The sequence below is a fragment of the Streptomyces sp. NBC_00569 genome (assembly GCF_036345255.1).
Classification (GTDB): domain Bacteria; phylum Actinomycetota; class Actinomycetes; order Streptomycetales; family Streptomycetaceae; genus Streptomyces.
Genome location: NZ_CP107783.1, coordinates 4,438,916 through 4,464,323, shown reverse-complemented (window position 1 = coordinate 4,464,323; position 25,408 = coordinate 4,438,916). Strand labels below are relative to the sequence as shown.

The following is a 25,408-nucleotide window of genomic DNA, read 5'->3' as shown; positions in this document are numbered from 1 at the left end:
GGGGGCATGAGTAACAACGGGGGACCCGCGTACGGCCCGAACGATCCGACGAGCTTCGGACTCCAGCCGCCGCAGCAGCCGCACACGCCTCAGCAGGGCAACCCGTACGCCCAGGAGCCCCCGGCTCCGCAGCAGCCCCCCATCGCGTATCCCCAGCCGCAGCCCTCGCACCAGCCGCCGCCCACCCAGGTCGTGCCGCCGCGGCAGAGCGCGGAGTCCGAGCCCGGTGCGGGGCGCCTCATCGGCGGGCGCTACCGGCTCCTGAGCAAGCTCGGGCACGGCGGCATGGGCACCGTGTGGCGGGCCAAGGACGAGACGGTGGACCGTGAGGTGGCGGTCAAGGAGCCGCGCGTCCCCGACCATCTGCCGGAGCGTGAGCGGACCACCGTCTTCGAGCGGATGCGGCGCGAGGCGCGTGCGGCGGCCCGGCTCGACCATCCGGCCGTGGTCAACGTCCACGATGTCGCCGTCGAGGACGGACAGCCGTGGATCGTCATGGAGTTCGTGCAGGGGCGCACGCTGGGCGACGTGCTCCAGGAGGGCACGCTCGGCGCGCGCGACGCCGCCAGGATCGGCCTCGAAGTGCTCGGCGCCCTTGAGGCCGCGCACGCCGCGGGCGTCCTGCACCGCGACGTGAAGCCCGACAACGTGATGCTGGGCCGCCACGACCGTGTGGTCCTCACCGACTTCGGCATCGCGCAGATCGAGGGCGAGACCAATCTGACGGACACCGGCGGCTTCGTCGGTTCGCCCGAGTTCATCGCCCCGGAGCGTGTCCTCGGGCAGCGCCCGGGCCCGGCCTCCGACCTGTGGTCCCTCGGCGTCGTCCTGTACGCGGCGACGGAGGGCGTCTCGCCGTTCCGCCGCAACAACACGCCGGCGACGCTCCAGTCCGTGATCAACGCGACCCCGGCGGCGCCCGCCGCGGCCCAGGGCCCGCTCGCCGAGGCCGTCAACGGCCTGCTCGCCAAGGATCCGGCCCGGCGCCCGAACGCGGCGCGCGTGCGGGACCTTCTGGAACGCGCGGCCAACCCGCCGGAGCAGCCGCCCACCCAGGTCGTCCAGCTCGCGGGCCCCGGCGGCAAGGGCGTCAGCCTCAGTCGCAAGGCGCTGCTCGGCGTCGGGGCGGCGGTCGTCGCGGCGGCGGTGGCGGCGTACCTGGTGATCGCGAACCCGTTCGCGGGTCCGCTGCCGGACGGGTGGCAGGACCATCAGGAGAAGACGGTCGCGGCGACGTTCGCGGCGCCGCCGGAGTACGTCAGATTCGAGGCCGACAACAGCATCATCAAGACCGATCACTGGGTCTCCTACCGGGATCCGAGCTACGCGGTCTCCATCACCCTCTCGCTCAAGAAGAAGTCCGAGGACAGCGTGAACGGGATCGCGAGCTCCGCGTCCGCGCAGGCCTACAAGGACTCCGACGAGATCAACAAGGGTGACAACTCGAAGATGGCGGACAAGCCCGTTCCGCACAGCCGGACGGCCAGGACCACGTACAACGACCGTGAGTCCGCCGAGAACACCATCACCTACACGGATGACAGCGATTCCGACGCGCCCAAGCCGCGCGAGGCGAAGGTCTTCTACTACAAGACCCGGTCGGGCGACATGTACCAGCTGTGGATCGACTACCCGGGCAAGGGCGACTTCACCGAGCGCGGGCGTGAGGTGGCGAAGGCGGCGATCGCCAACCTCGACATCGACAAAGTCTGACCGGCGGGCATCGGCGAACATCGGTGAAGGCCGACGAACTCTGGGTGAAGGCCCTGACAACGCCCTGATCAGGGGCTTTGTTGCCAGCGATCGCTGGCGGCGTGTGAGTGCTTGGTGAAACCTCGTTACCCGTGGGTACCCAAAACGTTGAAGGGCGCTTACGCTCGCGCCATGACGGACTCGCAGGCCATCTCCAAGGACCGTACGGACAAGACCGGCACGAACCCGGTCGCCCCCGCCCCGCAGGGCGCGCGCACCGCGGCCGACGTGGTGACGCCCGAGCTGGTCGCCCAGCTCACCAAGGGTGTGGCCGGCTCGGGCCGCACTGCCAACCACACGCCGTTCACCGGCGAGAAGCTGGCGGACCTGCCCGAGTCCACGCCCGAGGACGTCGCGAAGGCCTTCGAGCGGGCCCGCGCCGCGCAGACGGTCTGGGCGAAGGTGCCCGCGCGGCAGCGCGCCGCCGTGCTGCTCCGCTTCCACGACCTGGTGCTCGCCCGCCAGGCCGAGGTCCTCGACCTGATCCAGCTGGAGACCGGCAAGGCGCGCCTGCACGCGCACGAAGAGGTCCAGGCCGTCGCCGTCGCGGCCCGCCACTACGGCCGCAAGGCCCCCGCCTATCTGAAGCCGAAGCGGCACACGGGCGCCGTCCCGACCCTCACCAAGGTCACCGAGCTGCGCCAGCCGCGCGGTGTCGTGGGCCAGATCGCGCCCTGGAACTACCCGTTCGAGCTGTCGGTCGGCGACGCGCTCCCCGCGTTCGTGTCCGGCAACGCCGTCGTCATGAAGCCCGACACGGAGACCTGCCTGACGGCGCTGTGGGCGCGCGACCTGCTCATCGAGGCGGGGCTGCCCGCCGAGGTCTTCCAGGTCGTTCTCGGTGAAGGCCCGGTCGTGGGGCCCGAGTTGGTCAAGCACGCCGACTACGTCTCGTTCACCGGCTCCACCCGTACGGGCCGCGAGGTCGCCCAGGGTGCCGCCGCGCGCCTCGTCGGCGTCTCGCTCGAACTCGGCGGCAAGAACGCGATGCTGGTTCTCGAGGACGCCGACATCGACAAGGCGGCGGCCGGCGCGGTCCGTGCCTGCTTCTCCTCCGCGGGCCAGCTCTGCATCTCCATCGAACGGCTGTACGTCCACGAGTCGATCGCCGACGCGTTCGTCGAGCGGTTCGCCACGCGCACCAGGGCGATGCGCCTGGGCAAGTCCCTCGCGTACGGCGCCGACATGGGATCCCTGGTCGGCGAGCGGCAGTTGGAGACGGTGACGCGGCACGTCGACGAGGCCGTCGCCAAGGGCGCGAAGCTCGTGGCCGGTGGCGTCGCGCGCCCCGACATCGGCCCGTACTTCTTCGAGCCGACCATCCTCGACGGCGTCGAGGCGCCGATGGCGGTGTGCAACGAGGAGACCTTCGGCCCGGTCGTCTCCATCTACCGCTTCACGGACGAGGACGAGGTCATCGGCCTCGCCAACGGCACGCCGTACGGCCTGAATTCCTCGGTCTGGACGAAGGACGCGAAGCGCGGCCACGCCGTCGCCTCCCGGCTGCGCACCGGCACGGTGAACATCAACGAGGGCTACGCGCCCGCGTACGGCAGTGTCCAGTCGCCGATGGGCGGCATGAAGGACTCGGGCCTCGGCCGCCGCCACGGCTCCGAGGGCATCCTCAAGTACACCGAGGCGCAGACCGTCGCGCACCAGCGGATCATGCCGATGGCGCCGTCGTTCGGGATGACCGACGAGAAGTACGCCGCGTTCATGAGCCGCAGCCTGAAGGCGATGAAGACCTTCCGTCTTCGTTAGAGCACCACCCGTTCTCAACGAGGAGAGCCAGTGTCACAGGAGAACTCTGCCCGGAGTGAAGCCGGGAGCGCCGACGACGCCGCGTACGACTACGACGTCCTCGTCGTCGGCTCCGGCTTCGGCGGCTCCGTGTCCGCCCTGCGCCTGACCGAGAAGGGCTACCGCGTCGGCGTGCTCGAAGCGGGCCGCCGCTTCACGCCCGGCACGCTGCCCAAGAACTCCTGGGACCTCAAGAACTACCTGTGGGCGCCCAAGTTCGGCATGTACGGCATCCAGCGCATCCATCTTCTCGGCAACGTGATGGTCCTCGCCGGGGCGGGCGTCGGCGGCGGCTCGCTGAACTACGCCAACACCCTGTACGTGCCCCCGAAGCCCTTCTTCGAGGACCCGCAGTGGAAGGACATCACCGACTGGCAGGCCGAGCTGAAGCCGTACTACGACCAGGCGCAGCGCATGCTGGGCGTGCGGCTCAACCCGACCATGACCCCCGCCGACGTCCACCTCAAGGCGGCGGCCCAGGACATGGGCATCGGCGACACGTTCCACATGGCGCCGGTGGGTGTCTTCTTCGGCGACGGCAAGGACGCCGACGGCTCGGCGAAGGCCGCGCCCGGAACGCAGGTCGACGACCCGTACTTCGGGGGCGCGGGACCGGCCCGCAAGGCGTGCACCGAGTGCGGCGAGTGCATGACGGGCTGCCGCCACGGCGCGAAGAACACCCTCAACGAGAACTACCTGTACCTCGCCGAGAAGGCGGGCGCGGTCGTGCACCCGATGACGACGGCCGTCTCCGTCACCGACGACTCGCAGGGCGGCTACGCGGTCGCGACGCTCCCGACGGACGACAGGAAGAAGGGCGCGGGCCGCACGTTCAAGGCCCGGCGCGTCATCGTCGCGGCCGGCACGTACGGCACGCAGACCCTGCTGCACCGGATGAAGGCCGGCGGCCAACTCCCGTACCTGTCCGCCAGGTTGGGTGAGCTGACGCGTACGAACTCCGAGGCGCTCGTCGGCGCCCAGACCAACAACCGCCGCTACAAGAAGCGCCACGGCAAGCCCAAGGTCGACTTCACTCAGGGTGTCGCGATCACGTCCTCGATCCACCCGGACGAGAACACGCACATCGAGCCGGTCCGCTACGGCAAGGGCTCGAACGCGATGGGCGGCATGACGATCCTCCAGGTCCCGTACGCGCAGGGCTCGTCCCGGGTGGCCGGGTGGCTCGCCAACGTGGCCAAGCACCCGACGCTGCTGGCGCGTTCGCTCTCCAACCACCGCTGGTCCGAGCGGACCATCATCGGCCTCGTCATGCAGTCCCTCGACAACTCGCTGACGACGCATCTGAAGCCGGACGGCGTCGGCAAGGGCCTGCTCACGGCCGAGCAGGGCCATGGCGCGCCCAACCCCAAGCAGATCAAGGCCGCCGTGGACGCCGCGTCCACGATCGCCGCCGAGATCAACGGCTTCGCGGGCTCGAACATAGGCGAGCTGATGGGCACCCCGCTGACCGCGCACTTCCTGGGCGGCTGCCCGATCGGCGACTCCCCGGAGACGGGCGTCATCGACCCGTACCACCGCGTCTACGGGCATCCGGGCATCTCGGTCGTCGACGGCGCCGCGGTCACGGCGAACCTGGGCGTGAACCCGTCCCTGACCATCACGGCGCAGGCCGAGCGCGCGATGTCCTACTGGCCCAACAAGGGCGAGGAGGACCCGCGTCCGGCGCAGGGCGTGGCGTACGTGCGGCTGTCCGCGGTCGCGCCGAAGAACCCGGCGGTCCCGGAGGGCGCGTTCGGCGCGCTGAAGCTGCCGTTCCTCGGGATGCCGGCGGTTCCTCCCAAGAAGACCGCGAAGTGACGCCGGGCATCTGACCCCGGACACACGTAAGGACCTGCGCCCCCCTCCGAGCGCAGGTCCTTCTCGTGTGCGTAGTACGCCCCCCAGGGGGTGTTACGCGGTGGCGCCGGCCTTGCGGCGGCGCACGGTGAACACGGCACCGGCACCGGCGACGACGGCGACGCCGCCGATGAGGCCGATGGTCGGGACCATGGAGGAGGAACCGGTCTCGGCGAGGCTGCCGGTCACCTCCTGGGTGTTGTTGTCGTTCGGCTTCTCGGACGGCATCGGGACCTTGCCGCCTTCCTGCGGCTTGGTTCCGTCGGTGTCCGTGCCCGGCTTCACGATCTCGATCAGGTAGCTGGCGGAGCTGTCGCTGAGGCAGTCCAGCTCGTCGTCGTTGTAGAAGCCGCCGCCGATGGTCAGGCCCTCACCGATGGGGGCGCCGGCCTTCACGTTCAGGCGGAGCTGGTAGTTGACGGACTTGCCGGCCTTGATGCCCGACAGGTCGAGGAAGCCGAACGAGTAGCCGTCACCGTCGTCGATGTCGACCCAGGTGCCGTCGACCTTCGCCTGGAGGCGGACCTGGCTCGCCTTGTACGGGTTCTCGGCGTTCTCGTCGTTCGGGCCGACACCCGCGTAGAAGAGGGCCTCGTCGAGGTCGGACTTCGTCGGGTTCTTCACGTTGAGAGTGAAGCCGTGCCAGCCGCTGCCCGCCGCGATCTTGCCGGGCAGGCCGCTGATGGAGACGGACAGCTTGGACTGGTAGCCCTCGTTGTCCTCCTCGCAGATGCCGGTCGGCTCGGTCGGCTCGTCCGACGGCGTCGCGGACACGGACGGCGACGGCGACGTGGAGTCGGACGGCTTGCTGGACTCAGAGGCGGCGGGGGTGGTGCTGCTTCCCGTGGAGGGAGTGGTGCTGGTGTTCTCCGCGGGGGTGGAGCTGGTGTTCTCCGACGGTGTCGTGGCGTCGGTGGCCGGCGTGGTGGTGGCAGCCGGAGGGGTCGTCTCGTCGGAAACCGCTGCGGGGGCGGCGGGTGCCTCCCCGTCGGCAAACGCGGCCGGCGCCGACAGCAGCGCGATCGGGGCTATTGCAGCCGTCGCGGCCGCGGCGGCGAGGGCACGGCGAAGCTTCATGAAGACCTCGGAAAGTCCGGCGTACTGCTGTGGCGCAGTACGAGCTGAGAGGCCTCCGCGTTGTGGGGTCGCGGGTGTGGCCGTTGGTTCCGCACATGTGACCGGCGACCCCGGGAAATGGTTGCCCTCGCACTAACACGATTCTTATGTGAGCTGACTCACTCGGTGCCCTGTGCAACCTTTTTGGCGATCTCTGATCGTTACGCAAAGCGCTGGTAAAGGGGACCGGTGGCGGGCTTGGATGGCGCCTCGGCAGGGGCCGACGCGTGGCGCCGTGCCGCAGAGGACGAAGGTGGGATTGTGAACTCAGGTGTGAGGCGTGCCGTGGCGGCCGCCGCCGTGGTCGCGGCGCTGGGTGTGACGACGGCGTGCGGGGGGTCTTCCGAGACCACCGACGACGCCAAGAAGCCGGCCGCTTCGGAGAAGGCCTCGGCGCCGGCGAAGAAGCCCGCCGAGGAGGGCGCGAAGGCGCTCACCGCGGCCGAGCTGGAGAAGGCCGTCGTCGCCACGGGCGACGTCAAGGGCTACAAGGTCGAGAAGGTGGGCAAGAGCGACCTGCCGCCGACCGAGAGCGTCCCCGCGAAGCCGGCCGCGTGCCAGCCGCTCGCCGACATGTTCATGTTCTCGACCCGGCCGACGGCGAAGGACCGGGTCGTGCGCACGCTCATGGCGACGGACGAGCTCGACCCCAAGGTGACCTCGCTCGCGCTGCTCGCGCACGACGGCTCCGACGCCGCCGAGGTCATGAAGGGCCTGCGCACGGCCTCCAAGAACTGCACCGCGTACGAGCACGTCGACTACAAGTACAGCGGCGTCAAGGAGCGGCCCGCGCCCGACGCGGGTGACGAGGCGGTCTCGTACGACGTGAAGGGCGTCATCGACGGCGACAAGGTCCCGATGACCTTCACTGTGGTGCGCAGCGGCTCGACCGTCGTGGCGTTCTACACCATGAACATGCTGGACTCGAGCAAGACCGACGTGCCGCAGGTGATCGTCGACTCGCAGCTCGCGAAGCTGGAGAAGACCGCCTGATCCGTGCGGTCCGGATCGGCTTGCGGGCACAGCGAAGGGCCCCGCGGACGCGTCCGCGGGGCCCTTGGCCTTCAGCACCGACGTCAGGGCGGCGTCGGTGCCGGGAGCGGCGCCGGGGGGTTGCGCCGCTGGTGCGGGTCTGCCAGGGGTCGCCACCCCGGCGCGCGGTGGCGCGCGGATGGGGCGGACCTGCGGCAATTCACTTGTGCAGCCCGGGACGTGGGGCTTTGTGGGGTGTGGGGGTTCCTGCGCATCGTGCTGGCGGGTCTGTCGTGCGCGCAACCGTTTCGACCGACCGTTTCGACCACAGGGGCGAAGGGTTCTGCTGGGAGGCCGACCGGCCCCGGGCGTCCCCGGGACCGGCCGTTCTCTTGGGTGACCGGGCTGCTGTCCCCTGCCGTCCGGTCACAAACACTGGAGCGAGGTCCCACGACGTACGGCATGGATCCGTACGTCTCATCGCTCCAGCGGAGCCACGCGTGGATTGAGCGGGCCCGCCCCTGGCTGGCACGGACATCGGGACCAACGAAGGGTGCCGCGCACCGGTCACGCGCCGTACGGGTGAGAGCGGATCCGAACGTGGGTGCGTCGCGTAGGCCTCAGACCCGGCCGCGGCACAGCTCCAGGAGCGTCATCGCGAGGGCGGTGCCGGGCTTGCCGAGGGCGTCCCTGTAGTGGCCGAGGACCTCCAGCTCGCGGGCGAGGTTCACGCGGCGCCCGCCCGAGGTGATCCGTGCCTCCTGGATGACGGCCGAGACGGCCATCCGTTCCTGGATCAGGCCGATGATCCGGTCGTCGAGTGCGTCGATGCGGTCGCGGGCACCGGTGATCACGTCGGCCGCCTCGGAGGTGCGGGCACCGGTCTTCTCGGCGGTGTCCTTGGCGGCGGCGGCGTCCGTGGCGGTGGTGCTCATGGCAGTGGTGCTCATGGCAGTGGTGGTGGCAGTCATCCTGGGTCTCCTCGTCGTATGGGGGACGGGTGTCCCGGAGCGGCAAGGACCGGAAACGACAGAGCGCCCCGGGCCTTGTCGGCCCGGGGCGCCCGGTAAGTCGCTTGTCAGGTGATCAAGCAGCTCGACCATGGCAGCCGGCGGGCCGGTTGCCATAGGTAAAGAGGAAGTCGATGCGGTGCTTGGTCACAAGACCAGTATGCCCCGGCCCGAGTGGCCCCGGCCACCGCGTCCGTGGGATGAGACGAAGAGTCTCCTCCCGGGCCCGTTAGAATCGACAAATACAGACCCCTGCTCATGTTCCACCGCCGGAAGGCCGCCGCCGTGCCATCAGCGTCCCCCGCTGCCGCCCCTGACACCGTTCTGGTCGTCGACTTTGGTGCGCAGTACGCCCAGCTCATCGCCCGCCGCGTCCGCGAGGCCCGCGTCTACAGCGAGATCGTGCCGAGCACCATGCCGGTCGAGGAGATGCTCGCCAAGAACCCGAAGGCGATCATCCTCTCCGGCGGCCCCTCGTCCGTGTACGCGGAGGGCGCCCCGCGCCTGGACCGCGCCATCTTCGAGGCCGGCGTCCCCGTCTTCGGCATGTGCTACGGCTTCCAGCTGATGGCCACGACCCTCGGCGGCACCGTCGACGACAACGGCGCCCGCGAGTACGGCCGCACGCCGCTGACCGTCTCCCGCCCCGGCTCCACCCTCTTCGAGGGCACCCCGGCCGAGCAGCCCGTGTGGATGTCGCACGGCGACGCCTGCTCGGCCGCGCCCGAGGGCTTCACCGTCACCGCGTCCACGGACGTCGTGCCGGTCGCGGCCTTCGAGAACGACGCCAAGAAGCTGTACGGCGTGCAGTACCACCCCGAGGTCATGCACTCCACGTACGGCCAGCAGGTCCTCGAGCACTTCCTCTACCGGGGCGCCGGCATCGAGCCGACCTGGACCACGGGCAACGTGATCGAGGAGCAGGTCGCCGCGATCCGCGAGCAGGTCGGCACGAAGCGCGCGATCTGCGGCCTGTCCGGCGGCGTCGACTCCGCGGTGGCCGCGGCCCTCGTGCAGAAGGCCATCGGCTCCCAGCTGACCTGCGTCTACGTCGACCACGGCCTGATGCGCAAGGGCGAGACCGAGCAGGTCGAGAAGGAGTTCGTCGCCTCGACCGGCGCGAACCTGAAGGTCGTCGACGCGAGCCAGCGCTTCCTCGACGCGCTGGCCGGCGTCTCCGACCCGGAGACCAAGCGGAAGATCATCGGCCGCGAGTTCATCCGTGTCTTCGAGCAGGCGCAGGCGGAGATCGTCGCCGAGGGTGCGGCCGACGGCGAGGACGTCGCGTTCCTCGTCCAGGGCACGCTCTACCCGGACGTCGTCGAGTCCGGCGGCGGTACCGGCACGGCGAACATCAAGTCTCACCACAACGTGGGCGGCCTCCCCGAGGACCTGGAGTTCGCGCTCGTCGAGCCGCTGCGCCAGCTGTTCAAGGACGAGGTGCGCATGGTCGGCGCCGAGCTCGGCCTGCCGGACGACATCGTCCAGCGCCAGCCGTTCCCGGGCCCCGGCCTCGGTATCCGCATCGTCGGCGAGGTCACCAAGGACCGGCTCGACCTGCTGCGCGAGGCCGACGCCATCGCCCGCGAGGAGCTGACGGCGGCCGGTCTCGACCGTGACATCTGGCAGTGCCCGGTCGTCCTGCTCGCGGACGTCCGCAGCGTCGGTGTCCAGGGCGACGGCCGCACCTACGGCCACCCGATCGTCCTGCGCCCCGTCTCCTCCGAGGACGCGATGACGGCGGACTGGACGCGTATGCCGTACGACGTCCTGGCGAAGATCTCGACGCGCATCACGAACGAGGTCGCGGACGTCAACCGCGTCGTGCTCGACGTGACCAGCAAGCCGCCGGGCACCATCGAGTGGGAGTAGTCGCTCCCCGACACCGTGTGTGAAGGCGCCGCCCACTGCTGCATGCAGGGGGCGGCGCCTTCGCGTGTGCCCTTCGCGGGTGTCCTGAGCGTGTGCCGCTTGCGTGCCGCGGGGCTCAGGTACGCCTGGCGGTGCGTACCGGCCCGCCCGGCTTCCACACCTGTACGACCAGGTAGGTGTCGTCCTCGATGAAGGTGCGGGTGACCTCGGTCAGCTCGGTGCGGAAGAGGTGGAAGTCGTCCGGGTCGGGCACCTGGACCGAATCCGTGTACGAGGCGATGACCTCGGGGTCCTCGACGAGCAGCGCGCGGCCCGAGATCCGTACGTCCCCGCCGCCCATGCCGATGCCGTCGCCAGGGTTGGCCTGGATGGCGAAGCGCGGGTCCCGGAGCAGGTCGCGGGCCTTGAGCGAGCGCGGCATCATGCCGAGCCAGAACTCGCCGTGCAGGAACCGCACCTCCAGTCCGCTCGTGCGCGGCGAACCGTCCCTGCGCAGGGTCGCCAGGGTGTGGTGCTGGAACTGACCGAAGCGTTCCTCGACCGTCTTGGCGAGTTCCGGTTCGGCGGCGGTGAAGGTGGCCCAGTTCGACGTCATACGTCGAGTCTGTCGCGGATACCCGACACCCGCTGTCCGGTATGAGCGGCAGTTCGGCGCACTCTCTTCACCGCCCGCCTCTGTCCTCCTGCGCTCCTCGGAGGTAACTTCCGCTCCATGTCCACGCAGATGCCCCCGCCGGTGCCCGCCGAACACCTCCAGTTCGCGATGCCCCCCATCCATGACTCCGCGGCCGACGAGCGCCGGCACCGCAAGGAGCGGCTCGCGGGCGCGCTGCGCATCTTCGGGCGTCTCGGCTACGAGGACGGGGTGTCGGGGCACATCACGGCGCGGGACCCGGAGTACGACGACTGCTACTGGGTGAACCCGTTCGGGATGCCGTTCAAGCACGTCACCGTGTCCGACCTGGTCCTCGCCAACGGGGACGGGCAGGTCGTCGAGGGCCGCCGCCATGTGAACCAGGCCGCGTTCACCGTCCACGCCCAGGTCCACCGGGCGCGGCCCGACGTCGTCGCCGTCGCACACTGCCACTCGCTGTACGGGCGGGCCCTGTCCACGCTGGGCGAGCTGATCGACCCGATCACCCAGGAGGCGTGCGCCTTCTACGAGGACCACGCGCTGCTCGACGAGTACACCGGCGTGGCCGTGGACCCCGACGAGGGGCGGCGGATCGCGGCCGCGCTCGGCTCGTACAAGGCACTCATCCTGCGCAACCACGGGCTGCTCACCGTGGGTGACTCCGTCGACTCGGCCGCGTGGTGGTTCCTGTCGATGGAGCGCTCCTGCCAGGTGCAGCTCGCCGCGCGGGCCGCGGGTCGCCCGATCCTGATCGACTACCACCAGGCCGTGGCGTCGCGGGAACAGCTGGGCGGCGACCTGGTCGCGTGGATCAACCATCAGCCCCTGTGGCAGGACATCAGCAGCGCGGAGCCGGATCTGCTGTCCTGAGCACGGGGCTGTGGCCTCGGGGGTCAACACGGGCGTTCGCCGTTCACCCCCTCTGACCGGACCTGGCGGCCCTGGAGGGCCTTGCGTACGGCACAATTCCCAGTCATTACACGGAAGTTGACGTGCGGCCGTTCGGGTCGGGCGGGCTCCGGATGGGAAGGTGGGCGTACCGGGTGGCGGTCCAGGAGGCGCGAGAGGGAACGCACAGCGGGGGCTGCACCTGCGGCGACTGCCCGCACGGAGCGCGCGAAGGGCACCGCAGGGCCGTGGCCGCGTTCCTCGCGAAGCGGGACGAACTGGCGGCCGGACAGGGGCTGCCCGCCGCTGTCGCGCACTCGGCGGGCGCGTCCCGCCAGTGGGTCTCGGACGAGCTGACGCAGTCCGCGCGGGACATGGCCGATCGCGGGCGCGCCGAGGGTGACGCGTGGCTCGCGGGGCTGTGGCCGCGCACCGTCGGCGTGGTGTGGGGCGGGTGCGCGCTGCTCCTGATCGTGCAGGCGCTCACGGCGATCGGCGCGGGCTGGACGACGGCGCGCACGGCCGGGCTGCTGGCGGCGGTCGTCGTGGGCGGCCTCCTGACCGGCGCGGCCTACGTCCACCGGTCGGCCGGCGGAGTGCTCGCCCCGGTCGTCGGCGAGGACAACCGCCTGTCCACCTCCCGCGCCGTCGCCGCCTGCTGGGTCCTCGTCGTGGTGTACGCCGTGCTTGTCCTGGCGGGCGAGCTGGCCGGCGCCTCCGGCCACCGTGAACGGGACGCGCTGATCGCGGGTCTTGCACTCGCCCGGGGAGCCGGGGTGGTGACCGTCCTCGCCGTCGTCTGCGGGGTCGCCGTCCTGGTGCGCCGGGTCGTGGGGCTGCGCGTGCTCGGCCAGCGCCTGCAGAAGGTGCGCGCGGACCGGCCGCGCGCCGCCGACCTGCTCACCGACGACTCAGGACGCGGCACCTTCGCCGACATCCAGTACGTGCTGATCTCGGCCGTCTCCCTGGTGTTCGTCGCGGTGCGCCTCGCCCGCCGCCCCGGACAACTGCCGGATCTGCCCTGGGGGCTTGCCCTGCTGGTCCTGGTCTCGGCGGCCACGTATCTCGCGGCCAAGTACGCGGAGGGCGGCCGGCCCGTGATCCTTTCGGTCGTACGGTCCCGCGAGGCCGGGGACCTGGACGCGCCGATCCGTACCGGCGACGACATCGAGATCCGCGGAGCCGGCTTCGTGCCGCCCGGCGCGGCCACCGCGGACCGGCTCGCCCGCATGGTCGTCCGCATCGGACCCGTGCACGTCCATGTGCCTCTCGTCCCGGTGCAGGGCGGCTTCACCAACCCCACCGACTCGGCCCTGACGGTCCCGGTCCCCGTGGACGTCGAGCCGGGGCGGGTCGACGTCCAGGTCGTCACCGCGGCGGGCGTGGAGACGAACCGGTGCGCGATCGACGTTTCGGACTGAGTGCCCGCGTCCGGCCTGCGGCAATGACCAAACGTTACTGAGCAGTCGCGTCCACTCGTACGTATGGTCTGGTGACGGGCAATTTTGAGGGCACCGATGCGGGCGCGAGAGGCGGCAGACGGGCGATGGCTCATGGCATGCGGACGGACACCCATACCGATTACGTCAACGGCAGAGGCAGCTGGCGGGACAGTGCTCAACGGTTCGCGCTCCTTCCCTTGCGGATCTTCCTCGGCGTCACCTTCATCTACGCGGGGCTCGACAAACTGACCAACAGCGCGTTCTTCCACGCCACCGGATCGGGGTCGATCGGTGAGCAGATGCGCGGCGTGCGGGACATCTCCGCCATCCCCGCCATGGTCGACCTGGCGCTCAAGAACCCGGCCGGCTTCGGCTACGCGATCGCCTTCGGTGAACTGGCCGTCGGCATCGGCACGTTGATCGGTCTGCTCGCCCGGCTCGCCGCGGTCGGGGGGATGCTGATCTCGCTGAGCCTGTGGCTGACGGTGAGCTGGGCGACCGAGCCCTATTACCTGGGCAACGATCTCGCCTATCTGATGGCGTGGCTGCCGCTGGTGCTTGCGGGAGCGTCGGTGTTCTCGGTGGATGCGATGCTTGCGGCTCGGCGCCGGGCCCGGGGTGGGCTGGGCTGACGGGATCCTTGTGTTCGGCGACGCGTCCTTTTTCCGGGGGCCCGTGTCGTGGTTCGGTCGCGGGGCGGGTGGAGCTGGGCGCGCAGTCCCCCGTGCCCCTCACGGGGTGTCTCTCACGCCCTTCACGGAGCCGGAATCCGTTACGTGGGGTCTTTGGCGGCGACGGATCGCGTAGGTTGCCGTGCCTGCCGCTCCGGCCAGGGACAGGCCGGCGACGACCATGGGGAGCACCGTGAACCACGGCAGCCGCCAGCTTCCCAGCGCGTCGCCCAGGTAGAGGGCTCCGGCCGCGGTCAGGAACAGGCCCGCGATCAGCTTTCCCGGCTGGAACTCATGACGTGGCACGGGCCACCTCCGCCTGTCCGACACCGACTTCGAGCCGCAGCTCGATCGTGCCGCCGTCCTTGCTGCCCACCGACGGTGCGAGGGTCACCCTTTGCTCCTGTCCCGGACGGATGTCCACGTCCTGTGTCTTCTCGTCCGGCAGCCGGATGTCCCCGACGCCCACCTCGGCCCGCAGCACGACCGTCGCGTCTCTCGGCACGACGACCTTGAGCTGCCCCGCCCCGACCTCCGCCCGCGTCGTCAGCGTCTTGCCCTTGCCGATGTCGATCCCGCTCAGATCCAGCGTGCCGACGCCCGTCCCGAGCTCGTATCGCGGCGCGACCTGGGCGACGGATGCCGGGGTCCAGTCGGTGCGCACCCAGTGGGTGGTGATGTTGGAGGGGAGTGCGGCCGAAGCGGCGAGGAGCCCGGCCGTGATGACCGCGAGGACGATCGAGCCGGCGCCGGTCCGCCCGACGAAGGCGCTGAGCGCGATGCCCAGGCCGAACACGACGAGCGCGCACGCGAGACCGGCCTGGAGAGACGTGCCGAGCGGGTGGCCGTGCCACGTCGAGGCGGTGCCCGCGCAGCCAGCGGCCAGTGCGAGGAGGAACGTCCAGCCACCGATCCAGCGCGGCCCGCGCTGCTTGGGTGCTCGGCTTTCCGGACCGCGGGAGGGGACGTCAGGGCCCCAGACCGTACGGTGCGCGTGCGCCGTGGGCTCGTACCGGATGTCGACGCCGCTGTCGGGCCCCCAGAAGTACCCGGTCCCGCCGACGTGCGTGCCGTCCTTGACTATCGGGTCCCGCCACCAGGAAGGCGCCCCGGTGACGGGCGGCGCCTGGGCCTCTGGTGGCGCGTCGGCCACGGTCTGCGCGGCCAGGGGGTCGGGGTCGGCCGCGCCGCGCTGCTGGGACCAGTACCCCGCGCCCGCGAGGAGCAGGGCGAGGACGGCGGCGAAGGTGAGCACCCCGCCGTTGTTCAGCATGGAGAGGAAGAGTCCGCAGCCGACGAGCGCGAAGAGCACGGCCGTCAGCGCCGGGCCGTCCACACGGCCGGAGAGGAGCTTGCGCGCCTCGTTCTCCTCCTCGTCGTCGTACGGGACGAAGAGCCAGGCGAAGCCGTAGAAGATCAGGCCGAGCCCGCCGGTCGCGGCGAGTACCGCGAGCCCGATCCGGAAGATCACCGGATCCATGTCGCAGTGCCGGCCGAGGCCCGCGCACACCCCGCCCAGCGTCCCGTGCCGCCGGTCGCGCCGGAACTTGCCCGGCGGCGCGGGGACGCCGGGCTCCTGTCCCGGTGCGGGCGGCGCGGACGCACCGCCGGAGCCGCGCCCGGACACCGCGTCCTGCGGCTGCCCGGCCTGCGCTCCCGTCGAGGCGTGCTGGTGATCTGTCATGCGTCCATGGTGACGGGCGCAGGTCCGCCGCGGCAGTCGGGACGACCCTGGACGAACCCTGAAATCGCCCCTGACGGCGCTCGGGGCCGGGCCGGAGATCAGGGGATTCTCCGGGCTCGACCCTGATGCCCGGGGTCCGCTCCACGTGTGACCATCGATGGCATGCCGGAAGCCGCAGCACCACCCGTTGACGTCCCGCGGCCGCCGCGCAAGCTCTACCGCTCCAGCGACGGACGCTGGCTCGGTGGAGTGGCGCGGGGGCTCGCCGGGCATCTCGGCCTGCCCGTGATCTGGGTGCGGCTGGTCTTCGTGGGCCTGTTCATGGCGGACGGCCTCGGCGCGCTCCTGTACGCGGCGTTCTGGTTCTTCGTCCCGCTCGGCGTCGGCGGCGTGGGCAGCGAGCGACCTCCGGCTTTCACCACGGAGACGGCGCAGGACGGGCGGCGCCGACTCGTCGCCCGCAAGCCGGACAAGGGGCAGATCGTCGCCCTGCTCCTCATGGTCGTCGTGTCGATGGTGTTCGTCGGCAACGTGAATCTGGCGGGCAACGCGAAGGCGTATCTGTGGCCGACGCTCCTCGTCGGTGCGGGCGTGGCCCTCGTCTGGCGCCAGGCCGACAATGCGCGCCGGGCCCGCTGGATGGAGGCCGGGCGCCGCAAGCGCACGCTGAATCTGGCGCGGGCCGCGGCCGGCGTCTTACTGGTCGGGGCCGGTGTCACCGGGATCTTCGTGCTCCAGGGGTCGGCCGAGCACCTCGGCTCCATCCTTCAGGCCGCCCTCGCCGTCCTCGTCGGAATCGCACTCCTCGCCGGCCCCTATCTCGTGCGCATGACGCAGGATCTGTCCGAGGAGCGCCTCATGCGGATCCGCGCGCAGGAGCGGGCCGAGGTCGCCGCCCATGTCCATGACTCGGTGCTGCACACGCTCACGCTGATCCAGCGGAACGCGGAGAGTGCGAGCGAGGTGCGGCGCCTGGCCCGTGCCCAGGAGCGCGATCTGCGGGCCTGGCTCTACAGACCCGAGGGGAACGGGAAGGACGAGGCGGAGGAGCCCGGCACGGTCGCGGAGGCGGTCAAACGCAGCGCGGCCGAGGTCGAGGACAAGCACGGAGTACCCCTCGAGGTCGTGGTGGTCGGCGACTGCCCGCTCGACGACGGTCTCTCGGCACAGATGCAGGCCGCGCGGGAAGCGATGGTGAATGCCGCCAAGTACGGTGGCGAGGGCGGTGCGGTCCAGGTCTATGCCGAGGTCGAGGAGGAGACGGTGTTCGTGTCCGTACGCGACCGGGGCCCCGGCTTCGACCTCGACTCGATTCCCGCGGACCGGATGGGCGTACGAGAATCGATCATCGGCCGGATGGAGCGCAACGGCGGCACGGCGCGGCTGCGCGCGGTGCCGGACGGTGGCACGGAGGTCGAACTGACCATGAAGAGGGCGGAGAAGACCCCATGAGTGACGAGCTCAAGCCTGACGCGAGCGCGGCGAACGCACCGGAGACGGAGCCGGTCGGCCGTCACGCGCGCGTGGTCCTTGTCGACGACCACCGGATGTTCCGCACCGGCGTCCAGGCGGAGATCGGTCGCACGGAGACGACGGGCGTCGAGGTGGTCGGCGAAGCCGCGGACGTGGACCAGGCGGTCACGGTCATCACGGCCACGCGCCCCGAGGTCGTCCTCCTCGACGTGCACCTTCCCGGTGGCGGCGGTGTCGAAGTCCTGCGCCGCTGTGCCCCGTTGATGGCGGCCGCCGACAACCCGGTCCGCTTCCTGGCCCTGTCCGTCTCGGACGCGGCGGAGGACGTCATCGGCGTCATCCGCGGCGGCGCCCGCGGATACGTCACCAAGACGATCACCGGCACGGACCTGGTCGACTCGATCTTCCGCGTCCAGGACGGCGACGCGGTCTTCTCGCCGCGTCTGGCGGGCTTCGTCCTCGACGCGTTCGCCTCGACCGACGCTCCGCCGGTCGACGAGGACCTCGACCGACTGACGCAGCGCGAGCGCGAGGTCCTGCGCCTCATCGCCCGCGGCTATGCGTACAAGGAGATCGCCAAGCAGCTGTTCATCTCCGTCAAGACGGTCGAGTCCCATGTCTCGGCGGTCCTGAGAAAGCTCCAGCTGTCGAACCGCCATGAGCTGACCCGGTGGGCCACGGCGCGGCGCCTGGTGTGACGGTCCGGGGGCCGGTGCGCGCCGTCAGCGGTGCGCGCCGCTCCGTGCGGGCGCCGGGCTGAGCCTCCGCATCGCCCAGCGGTAGTGGCCCAGTGCCTTCCTGATGCCGATGAGGCCCGTCAGCCAGAGGATGATGCCCGCGCCCATGCCGAAGGTGACATCCACGTACGTGTCCCGCCCCGGTTCGGCGTACGCGGCCGTGCCGAGAGATGCCCACAGGCCGAGCGCGCACACCACGAGTGACGACAGGCACCAGGTGAGACTGGCGCCGGGGGAGCGCAGCCGGGCATCGGCCGCGGGGTCGGTGTCCAACGCGGCCCAGGCATCGGTGAGTTCGCGAATGTGCCGGTCGCGGCGCATGCCGAGGACCACGCCGACGACCGCGGGGGCGAGCGCCGCCAGGCCGAGGATCACGAAGACCGGGCCGAAGACGAAGGTGAGCGGATCCTTGTCCTCGATGAGCTGGAACGGCTGGACCAGCAGTGCCCAGCCGATGACGCCGCCGAAAGCGCACAGCCACAGCAGCAGGAGCCGGTGCGCCGCGAGGTATGCCCTGCGCAGCTCGTCGAGGGCCATGCCGCGGTCGGTGAGCAGCGTCTGCCGGTCCGGCCACGCACGGAGTCGGACAGGGGGCGGAGGCGGCGGCAGCGCACGGCTAGGCATGACCCTGACAGTACCGGCGGGCACCGCCCGGCTCACGCCACCCGCGTAGCCCCCGCGAACGGCATCTGGTCGATCGGGGCGATGCGGACCGGGGCGCTCGGGTTCGGGGCGTGGATCATCTTGCCGTTGCCGATGTAGAGCCCCACGTGGCTGATGCCCGAGTAGAAGAACACCAGGTCACCCGGCTGCAGTTGGGAGCGTGGGATGCGCGGGCCCGCGTTGATCTGGGAGTACGTCGTGCGGGGCAGGGAGATGCCCGCGGAGCGGTACGCGGCCTGGGTGAGGCCGGAGCAGTCGAAGGAGTTCGGGCCCGTGGCGCCCCATACGTAGGGGCTGCCGAGGGCGTTGTAGGCGTAGGCGATGGCCGCCGCCGTGCGGGAGTCCGGGGCCTTGGGCAGGGCGCCGGACGGCATGTCGCGGGAGGAGTCCGAGCGGGAGGCGCGGCCGGCCGCGCCGGTGTCGCCGGCGCCCGCTCCGACGCCGGTGCGCTCGGCGGCCGGAAGCTGGTCGAGCAGACGCTTCGCCTCGGCCAGCTTCCCGGTGACCGCCTTCTTCTGCTTCTTCAGCTCGCCCTGCCGCCTGCGCAGCTCGGCGAGCCGGCCGTCCGCCTCGGCCCGCAGCTGGTCGATCTGCCGGAGCTCGCGCTGCACGCGCCCCACCGCGGAGGCCTGCCGGGTGCCGAGCCGGTCGGCGAGCGCCGCGTTGTCGAGGTACCGGGCGGGGTCGGAGGACAGGACGAGCTGGACCGCGGGGTCGAGGGCGCCGGTGCGGTACTGCGCGGCGGCGGCCGAACCGAGCGCCTCGCGCTGGGTGTTAAGCCGGTCCGTCCTGCGGGCCGCCTCGTCGCGCAGGGAGCCGAGCTTCTTCTCGGCCTTGTCCGCCTTCTCCTTGGCGCCGTTGTACTTCTCGGTGGCCTTCTCGGCCTCCTGGTAGAGCCGGTCGACCTTCGCCTTCACCTGGCTGGGGGTGAGCCGGGGGTCCGCGTGCGCCGCGCCGTCCAGGGCGGTGGCGGTCGCCGCGGAGGCGAGAGCGAGGGTCGCCGCGGTGCGGGCCGTGGGGCCGGTGAGCGAGCGCTGTCGGGGCTTGCGGTGCGCTGCCGACACGAGGGGCACGTCCTTCCGGTACGTACTGCTTACGCGTCCGGCGGCGGCCCGCACAGGGGGAGCGGGCCGCCGCCGGACCTTTCTCGGCGGTAGGTGCCCGACTGCCGCCCCTGAGCGGGGCGGCGGTGGGGAGCCGGTCACCTGAGGAAGGACGCTAAACCCGACCGTCACGGGTTGGTGACGGATTGCCCTCAACTGGCCCTTGTGTTCCGCGTGTGACCGTATGTGACCGGTGAGGGATCGGTGCGGGCCGGTTCATGGCGGCAGTGAGGCCCCGGCTAGGCTCGCCGGTCATGGACGTACTCATCCACCTCTTCGTCGGCCTGCACATCATCGGCATCGCCTCGCTCCTCGGTGGGTTCCTCACCCAGATGAAGGCGATGGGCAAGGGAACGGCCCGGTTCGTCCCGGCGATGCTGCACGGTGCGCTGACCATGCTGGTCACGGGTGTCGTCCTGGTGGGCCTGAACCAGGCGGACGGCAACACCGTCGACAACATCAAGATCGGCGTGAAGCTCGCGCTGCTGATCGTGATCCTCGGCCTCGTGTACGTGAAGCGACGACGAGAAGGTGGACAAGGGCCTGTTCGGTCTCGTCGGCCTCCTGACCACCGCGAACATCTTCATCGCGGTGCTCTGGACCTGAGCCCTCACGGCCCCCGGGATCCGGGTCAGGCGAGTGTCCGGGACCTGAACGTCCCGATCAGGGTGGCGAGCCACACGGCCACCGCGATCCACACCAGTACCTGCCCCGGCCCTCTCAGCCAGGGCACATCGGCGGCGGCGCCCACGGACAGTGCCGCCGCCGCTGTCATTCCCAGCGGGAAGACCGTCGACCAGCGCCGCACGTCGTAGCGCGGCCGGGGCCACCGCACCTCCGCCAGCGCCAGCACGACGTACCAGGCCGCATCGAGCGCGAACAGCAGAAAGCTCATGGTGCGCAGGACGTCCGTGTCGTCCTCGTTCCACAGGCCCGTCGCGACGAGCTTCGACGCGGCGAGGGCGGAGATGGCGAGTGCGCCACCCGCGACCCACTGGTCCCCGGCGCCGTGGGCCACCTCGCGCAGGTCGAAGTGGAGCAGCGCGAGGCAGTACAGGACGACCCCGCCCCAGAAGAGCACCATCCCGGTGTACGCGAGCCAGTGCGCGCCGACCGCGGACGCGAGCGTCGCCGCCAGGACGACGAGGCCCTGTGTCGCGACACAGCCGAGGAACACGCCCCCCGGCATCCGCGGCTTCCAGTGCCGTACGACGTTGACCAGGAGCACCGGCCAGACGAGCGCGGCCAGGGCGAGGAGCGCCTCGGCCAGGGTCTGCCAGCCGAACATGGAGATCCGGGTGCCGAGGACGGTCGTCGCCGCCACCGCGGTGAGCGCGGGCGGGGTGTCGGCCTCGGACCGCCAGCGGTCGTGCTCCCGCACCAGCCGGCTCGCGAAGTCCGCCGCGAGGACGATCCAGAGGGCGGCTGCGAGCGCCAGGAAGATGCCGGACAGCACCGAGTGACCGGTCAGGTTCAGGCCGACCGAGATGATGCCGGTGGCCATGACGGCGGCACCGGCGGCCGGCGGGAGCTGGGACCACGTGGGTCCGGGACCTGGGGTTGCGTTCGGGCCGCGCACCGCCCGAACGTAACCCCACGAAGGCGGTCAGGCCGGGCGCACCACGCTGTGGATCGGCATGTAGTAGATCGACTCGACGCGGACGTTCGCGCCCGGCTTCGGGGCGTGGATCATCTTGCCGTCGCCGATGTAGATGCCGACGTGGCTGATGTCGTCGTAGAAGAAGACCAGGTCACCGGGCTGTGCGTTGGCAGTGGTGACGGTCGTTCCGACCTTGACCTGGTCCCAGGTCGTGCGCGGCAGCGAGATGCCGGCCGCCTTCCACGCGGCCTGCGTGAGGCCCGAGCAGTCGTACGAGTCCGGGCCCGTGGCGCCCCACACGTACGGCTTGCCCATCTGGGACTCGGCGAAGGCGATGACCTTCGCGGCCTTGGCGGCATAGCCGCTGCCGGTGCTGCCGGAGCCCGTACCCGTACCCGTGCCGGAACCGCTGCCCGTGCCCGGGTTCTCCTTCTGTTGTGCCTCCTCGGCCGCCTTGCGCTTGGCCTCCGCCTCGGCCTGCTGGCGCGCCAGCTCCTCCGCCTTCTTCCTGGCGGCCTCCTGCTTCTTCTTCTCGATCGCCGCGAGGCGCGCCTTCTCCTCGGCGGTCAGCTTCGACAGGAGTTCGCGGGCGTCGCCGAGCTTCTGCTGGACGTCCCTCTTCGTGCTCCTGAGCGTGGCCTGCGAAGTGGTCAGCGTCTCCAGGCTCTTGGCCGCCTCGGTGCGCTTCTTCGTGGTGGCGGCCTGCTCGGTCTGGTAGTCGTCGACGGCCTGTTTCTGGCGGCTCGTGAGCCGGCTCATCAGCTGGTCCTGGTCGAAGTAGTCCTGCGCGTCGTCGGCGAGGAGCAGCGTCGCGGTGTCCGAGACGGCGCCCGTGCGGTACTGGGCGGCGGCGAAGGTGCCGAGCTCCTGGCGGGCCTTGTTGAGCTTCTCGGTCCGCTGCGCGACGTCGTCGAGCAGGTCGCCGACGCGCTTCTGCTGCTTGGTGGTGCGCTCCTTGGCCGCGTTGTACTTCTCCGTGGCGACGCCCGCCTGGTGGTAGAGGGTGTCGACCTTCTTCTGGACCTCTTCCAGGCTCGGCTTCGGAGGCGCGGAGGGGGCGGCGGTCGCGCTCTGCGAGAGCAGGGCTATGGACGTGAGGGCCGCCGTGGTGATTCCGACGACGGGGGCCGTGCGGGGACCGGCTGTCCTGCTGCGCGGCTTGCGGTGCGACGCCAAGGGGCGCGTCTCCTTCCCATGACCGCCTACCGGGTTAGCTGTCGGGTTCGGGCGGAGATTCGGAAGGCTGCCCTACGGCCGCACCCTGACGGGTCGTCGGCTGATTCACCCCAAAGGTCGTGGGTCCCCGGTTCCATGCCTCTCGGCGTACTGAACTCAGCGGGGGCGACCCGTTCGCGGCGCGGTTGCCGGCGGGGGGACGGGTGGCCCGCGGAGCACGCTAACCAACTCGTGTGGCTGCTGTGAAGGTTGATGTTCGATATGCCCGATACATTTTCGTGACCTTCGTCAATCTTGTTCGTGACCCCCGGTAACCCTCACGGAAGGTGATTCCCGCACTACGAGAGGTGGCCGGGTTCACGAAGTCGGGGGGAAGTTTCCGGGGCGGCCGTGGGTGTCAGTGGGGCGGCCTAGACTCGTAGAGCGATGAGCAGCCTCTTTGACGACAGCTTCCTGGCGGACCTCACGGCTTCGAAGGCCAGTGAGGAGCATGCCCCGCCGCCGCCCGAGGACGACACGGCTCCGGAGCACGTTCCGGACGACCTGTTCGACGGGAAGTTCGACGTGCCCCCGGCCAGGGACGCGTACTACCGGGACGGCGCCCCGCGCCCGGCGCTCGACCCGGCGGCGCTCCTCGACGGGCTGAACGAGAACCAGAAGGCGGCCGTCGTCCACGGCGGCTCCCCGCTGCTCATCGTGGCGGGCGCGGGCTCCGGCAAGACCCGTGTGCTCACGCACCGCATCGCGTATCTCCTCGGCGAGCGCGGCGTGCACCCCGGCCAGATCCTCGCGATCACGTTCACGAACAAGGCCGCGGGCGAGATGAAGGAGCGCGTCGAGTCCCTCGTCGGCCCGCGGGCGAACGCGATGTGGGTGTCGACGTTCCACAGCGCCTGCGTCCGTATCCTGCGCCGCGAGTCGAAGAAGCTCGGCTTCACGTCGTCGTTCTCGATCTACGACGCGGCCGATTCCAAGCGCCTCATGGCCCTGGTCTGCCGCGACCTCGACCTGGACCCGAAGAAGTTCCCCCCGAAGTCCTTCAGCGCCAAGATCTCGAACCTGAAGAACGAGCTGATCGACGAGGAGGACTTCGCGGCTCAGGCCGCCGACGGCTTCGAGAAGACCCTCGCCCAGGCCTACGCGATGTACCAGTCCCGCCTCCGCGAGGCGAACGCGCTGGACTTCGACGACCTGATCATGACGACGGTGAACCTCCTGCGTGCCTTCCCGGACGTCGCCGAGCACTACCACCGCCGCTTCCGCCACGTCCTGGTCGACGAGTACCAGGACACGAACCACGCGCAGTACGCGCTGGTCAGGGAGCTGGTGGGGACGGCCGGCGGCGGCCGGGCGGAGGACGAGCCGCCGCGTGAGGGCGACCTCCCGCCGGCCGAGCTGTGCGTCGTGGGTGACGCCGACCAGTCGATCTACGCGTTCCGCGGAGCCACCATCCGCAACATCCTCCAGTTCGAGGAGGACTACGCCGACGCAACGACGATCCTGCTCGAGCAGAACTACCGCTCGACGCAGACCATCCTCTCCGCCGCCAACGCGGTCATCGAGCGCAACGAATCCCGCCGCCCCAAGAATCTGTGGACGAACGCGGGCGCGGGCGCGCAGATCACCGGCTACGTCGCGGACACCGAGCACGACGAGGCGCAGTTCGTCGCCGACGAGATCGACCGGCTCACGGACGCGCGCGACGCGAAGGCCGGCGACGTCGCCGTCTTCTACCGGACGAACGCGCAGTCCCGTGTCTTCGAAGAGATCTTCATCCGCGTCGGCCTGCCCTACAAGGTCGTCGGCGGAGTCCGCTTCTACGAGCGCAAGGAGGTCAGGGACGTCCTGGCCTATCTGCGGGTGCTCGCCAACCCCGAGGACTCCGTCCCCCTGCGCCGCATTCTCAATGTGCCGAAACGCGGCATCGGCGACCGCGCCGAAGCGATGATCGACGCGCTCTCCCAGCGGGAGAAGATCTCCTTCCCGCAGGCGCTGCGCCGCGTCGACGAGGCGTACGGAATGGCGGCCCGCTCGACGAACGCGGTGAAGCGGTTCAACACGCTGATGGAGGACCTCCGCACGATCGTCGAGTCGGGCGCGGGCCCGGCCACGGTCCTGGAGGCCGTGCTCGAACGGACCGGCTATCTCGCCGAGTTGCAGTCGTCGACGGACCCGCAGGACGAGACCCGCATCGAGAACCTTCAGGAACTCGCGGCCGTGGCCCTGGAGTTCGAGCAGGAGAGCGCGACGGCGGACGGCGCGGCCGAGGGTGAGGGCGAGGCGAGCGTCGGTACGCTCTCCGAGTTCCTGGAGCGGGTCGCGCTCGTCGCCGACTCCGACCAGATCCCGGACGAGGAGGACGACGGCTCCGGTGTCATCACGCTGATGACGCTGCACACCGCCAAGGGTCTTGAGTTCCCGGTCGTCTTCCTGACCGGCATGGAGGACGGCGTCTTCCCGCACATGCGCTCCCTCGGCCAGGTCAAGGAGCTGGAGGAGGAGCGCCGGCTCGCCTACGTCGGCATCACGCGCGCGCGTGAGCGCCTGTATCTGACGCGCTCCACGCTGCGCAGCGCCTGGGGCCAGCCCTCGTACAACCCGCCGTCGCGCTTCCTGGAGGAGATCCCGGATGCGCATCTGGAGTGGAAGCGGACGGGTGCCATGGCGCCCGTCAAGTCGGCGGGGCCGACGAGCGGCATCGCCGCGTCCCTCTCGTCGTCGCGCTCGCGCTCGACACCGGCGTTCGCCACGCGCCGGGCGACGGAGAAGCCCGTCGTCGCGCTCTCGGTGGGAGACCGGGTGACGCACGACCAGTTCGGCCTCGGCACGGTCGTCGGCGTCAAGGGCACGGGGGCGAACGCGGAGGCCACGGTCGACTTCGGCGAGCCCAAGCCGAAGCGCCTGCTGCTGCGGTACGCGCCGGTGGAGAAGCTGTAGGGAAGGCCGCTGCCGGGAGAG

At 70.7% G+C, this 25,408-nt stretch carries 20 protein-coding genes, 1 pseudogene and 1 riboswitch; of the genes and pseudogenes, 12 read left to right on the top strand and 9 right to left on the bottom strand.

Features of this window, described 5'->3' with window-relative positions; genetic code table 11:
* Nucleotides 1-6 precede the first annotated feature (6 nt).
* The 3 genes from OHO83_RS19940 (at nt 7) to OHO83_RS19930 (ending at nt 5,370) form a co-directional block, all read left to right on the top strand.
* The gene (locus tag OHO83_RS19940; RefSeq protein ID WP_266673441.1) at nt 7-1,713 is read left to right on the top strand and encodes a serine/threonine-protein kinase; all 1,707 of its coding nucleotides are present in this window, start codon (nt 7-9) and stop codon (nt 1,711-1,713) included.
* Between the two features lie 171 nt (nt 1,714-1,884).
* Nucleotides 1,885-3,513: a succinic semialdehyde dehydrogenase gene (locus OHO83_RS19935; protein ID WP_266673443.1), complete on the top strand. Its 1,629-nt coding sequence runs from the start codon at nt 1,885-1,887 to the stop codon at nt 3,511-3,513.
* A gap of 30 nt (nt 3,514-3,543) precedes the next feature.
* Complete coding sequence (locus OHO83_RS19930) at nt 3,544-5,370, top strand: GMC oxidoreductase (RefSeq protein WP_266673445.1); 1,827 nt, start codon at nt 3,544-3,546, stop codon at nt 5,368-5,370.
* A gap of 93 nt (nt 5,371-5,463) precedes the next feature.
* On the opposite strand, the gene OHO83_RS19925 is transcribed toward OHO83_RS19930, so the two are convergent.
* On the bottom strand, nt 5,464-6,486 hold the full coding sequence (locus tag OHO83_RS19925; protein WP_266673447.1) for an LAETG motif-containing sortase-dependent surface protein: 1,023 nt from the start codon (nt 6,484-6,486) through the stop codon (nt 5,464-5,466).
* Between the two features lie 300 nt (nt 6,487-6,786).
* Between OHO83_RS19925 and OHO83_RS19920 the strand changes: the two genes are divergently transcribed.
* Entirely contained in the window at nt 6,787-7,518 is a 732-nt protein-coding gene (locus OHO83_RS19920) for a hypothetical protein (protein ID WP_266673449.1), read from the top strand.
* 599 nt (nt 7,519-8,117) lie between these two features.
* Here the strand turns inward: OHO83_RS19920 and OHO83_RS19915 are convergent.
* Entirely contained in the window at nt 8,118-8,447 is a 330-nt protein-coding gene (locus tag OHO83_RS19915; RefSeq protein WP_443066056.1) for a chorismate mutase, read from the bottom strand.
* Nucleotides 8,448-8,792: 345 nt separating this feature from the next.
* On the opposite strand from OHO83_RS19915, the gene guaA reads away from it, so the two are divergent.
* Nucleotides 8,793-10,379 carry a glutamine-hydrolyzing GMP synthase gene (guaA, locus tag OHO83_RS19910; protein ID WP_323187000.1) on the top strand — a complete coding sequence of 529 codons (1,587 nt, stop codon included), beginning with the start codon at nt 8,793-8,795 and terminating at the stop codon, nt 10,377-10,379.
* Nucleotides 10,380-10,494: 115 nt separating this feature from the next.
* Here the strand turns inward: guaA and OHO83_RS19905 are convergent, their stop codons facing one another.
* On the bottom strand, nt 10,495-10,974 hold the full coding sequence (locus OHO83_RS19905; RefSeq protein WP_266673453.1) for a pyridoxamine 5'-phosphate oxidase family protein: 480 nt from the start codon (nt 10,972-10,974) through the stop codon (nt 10,495-10,497).
* Between the two features lie 117 nt (nt 10,975-11,091).
* On the opposite strand from OHO83_RS19905, the gene OHO83_RS19900 reads away from it, so the two are divergent.
* From OHO83_RS19900 to OHO83_RS19890, 3 genes are all read left to right on the top strand, one after another.
* Nucleotides 11,092-11,883 (top strand): class II aldolase/adducin family protein, encoded by a 792-nt coding sequence (locus OHO83_RS19900; RefSeq protein ID WP_266673455.1) that lies wholly within the window; start codon nt 11,092-11,094, stop codon nt 11,881-11,883.
* A gap of 173 nt (nt 11,884-12,056) precedes the next feature.
* The gene (locus OHO83_RS19895) at nt 12,057-13,322 is read left to right on the top strand and encodes a hypothetical protein (RefSeq protein ID WP_389569829.1); all 1,266 of its coding nucleotides are present in this window, start codon (nt 12,057-12,059) and stop codon (nt 13,320-13,322) included.
* A gap of 125 nt (nt 13,323-13,447) precedes the next feature.
* Entirely contained in the window at nt 13,448-13,975 is a 528-nt protein-coding gene (locus tag OHO83_RS19890; protein WP_266676559.1) for a DoxX family protein, read from the top strand.
* A 99-nt stretch (nt 13,976-14,074) separates the two neighbouring features.
* On the opposite strand, the gene OHO83_RS19885 is transcribed toward OHO83_RS19890, so the two are convergent.
* Together OHO83_RS19885 and OHO83_RS19880 are read right to left on the bottom strand one after the other, a co-directional pair.
* Nucleotides 14,075-14,320, bottom strand: coding sequence for a hypothetical protein (locus tag OHO83_RS19885; protein ID WP_266673459.1), 246 nt, complete (start codon nt 14,318-14,320; stop codon nt 14,075-14,077).
* Nucleotides 14,307-15,698 (bottom strand): PspC domain-containing protein, encoded by a 1,392-nt coding sequence (locus OHO83_RS19880; protein ID WP_330279687.1) that lies wholly within the window; start codon nt 15,696-15,698, stop codon nt 14,307-14,309. Before OHO83_RS19880 ends, OHO83_RS19885 begins: the two co-directional genes overlap by 14 nt.
* 162 nt (nt 15,699-15,860) lie before the next feature.
* Here OHO83_RS19880 and OHO83_RS19875 point away from each other — a divergent pair, with 162 nt between their 5' ends.
* Together OHO83_RS19875 and OHO83_RS19870 are read left to right on the top strand one after the other, a co-directional pair.
* Entirely contained in the window at nt 15,861-17,150 is a 1,290-nt protein-coding gene (locus tag OHO83_RS19875; protein ID WP_330279686.1) for an ATP-binding protein, read from the top strand.
* Entirely contained in the window at nt 17,147-17,869 is a 723-nt protein-coding gene (locus OHO83_RS19870) for a LuxR C-terminal-related transcriptional regulator (protein WP_116510931.1), read from the top strand. The genes OHO83_RS19875 and OHO83_RS19870 overlap by 4 nt, the downstream gene beginning before the upstream one ends.
* Nucleotides 17,870-17,893: 24 nt before the next feature.
* On the opposite strand, the gene OHO83_RS19865 is transcribed toward OHO83_RS19870, so the two are convergent.
* The gene (locus OHO83_RS19865) at nt 17,894-18,532 is read right to left on the bottom strand and encodes a hypothetical protein (RefSeq protein ID WP_266673466.1); all 639 of its coding nucleotides are present in this window, start codon (nt 18,530-18,532) and stop codon (nt 17,894-17,896) included.
* A 32-nt stretch (nt 18,533-18,564) separates the two neighbouring features.
* On the bottom strand, nt 18,565-19,635 hold the full coding sequence (locus tag OHO83_RS19860; RefSeq protein WP_266673467.1) for a C40 family peptidase: 1,071 nt from the start codon (nt 19,633-19,635) through the stop codon (nt 18,565-18,567).
* A gap of 293 nt (nt 19,636-19,928) precedes the next feature.
* On the opposite strand from OHO83_RS19860, the pseudogene OHO83_RS19855 reads away from it, so the two are divergent.
* Nucleotides 19,929-20,280 (top strand): annotated as a pseudogene (locus tag OHO83_RS19855) (hypothetical protein).
* Between the two features lie 25 nt (nt 20,281-20,305).
* Here OHO83_RS19855 and OHO83_RS19850 read toward each other — a convergent pair.
* Nucleotides 20,306-21,178 (bottom strand): tellurite resistance/C4-dicarboxylate transporter family protein, encoded by an 873-nt coding sequence (locus OHO83_RS19850; protein WP_389569816.1) that lies wholly within the window; start codon nt 21,176-21,178, stop codon nt 20,306-20,308.
* 102 nt (nt 21,179-21,280) lie between these two features.
* Nucleotides 21,281-22,450, bottom strand: a complete 1,170-nt coding sequence (locus OHO83_RS19845; protein WP_266673470.1) for a C40 family peptidase — start codon at nt 22,448-22,450, stop codon at nt 21,281-21,283.
* An 8-nt stretch (nt 22,451-22,458) separates the two neighbouring features.
* Nucleotides 22,459-22,608, bottom strand: a riboswitch (cyclic di-AMP (ydaO/yuaA leader).
* Between the two features lie 268 nt (nt 22,609-22,876).
* Between OHO83_RS19845 and pcrA the strand changes: the two genes are divergently transcribed.
* Nucleotides 22,877-25,387, top strand: a complete 2,511-nt coding sequence (pcrA, locus tag OHO83_RS19840; protein ID WP_330279685.1) for a DNA helicase PcrA — start codon at nt 22,877-22,879, stop codon at nt 25,385-25,387.
* The last annotated feature ends 21 nt before the right edge of the window (nt 25,388-25,408 follow it).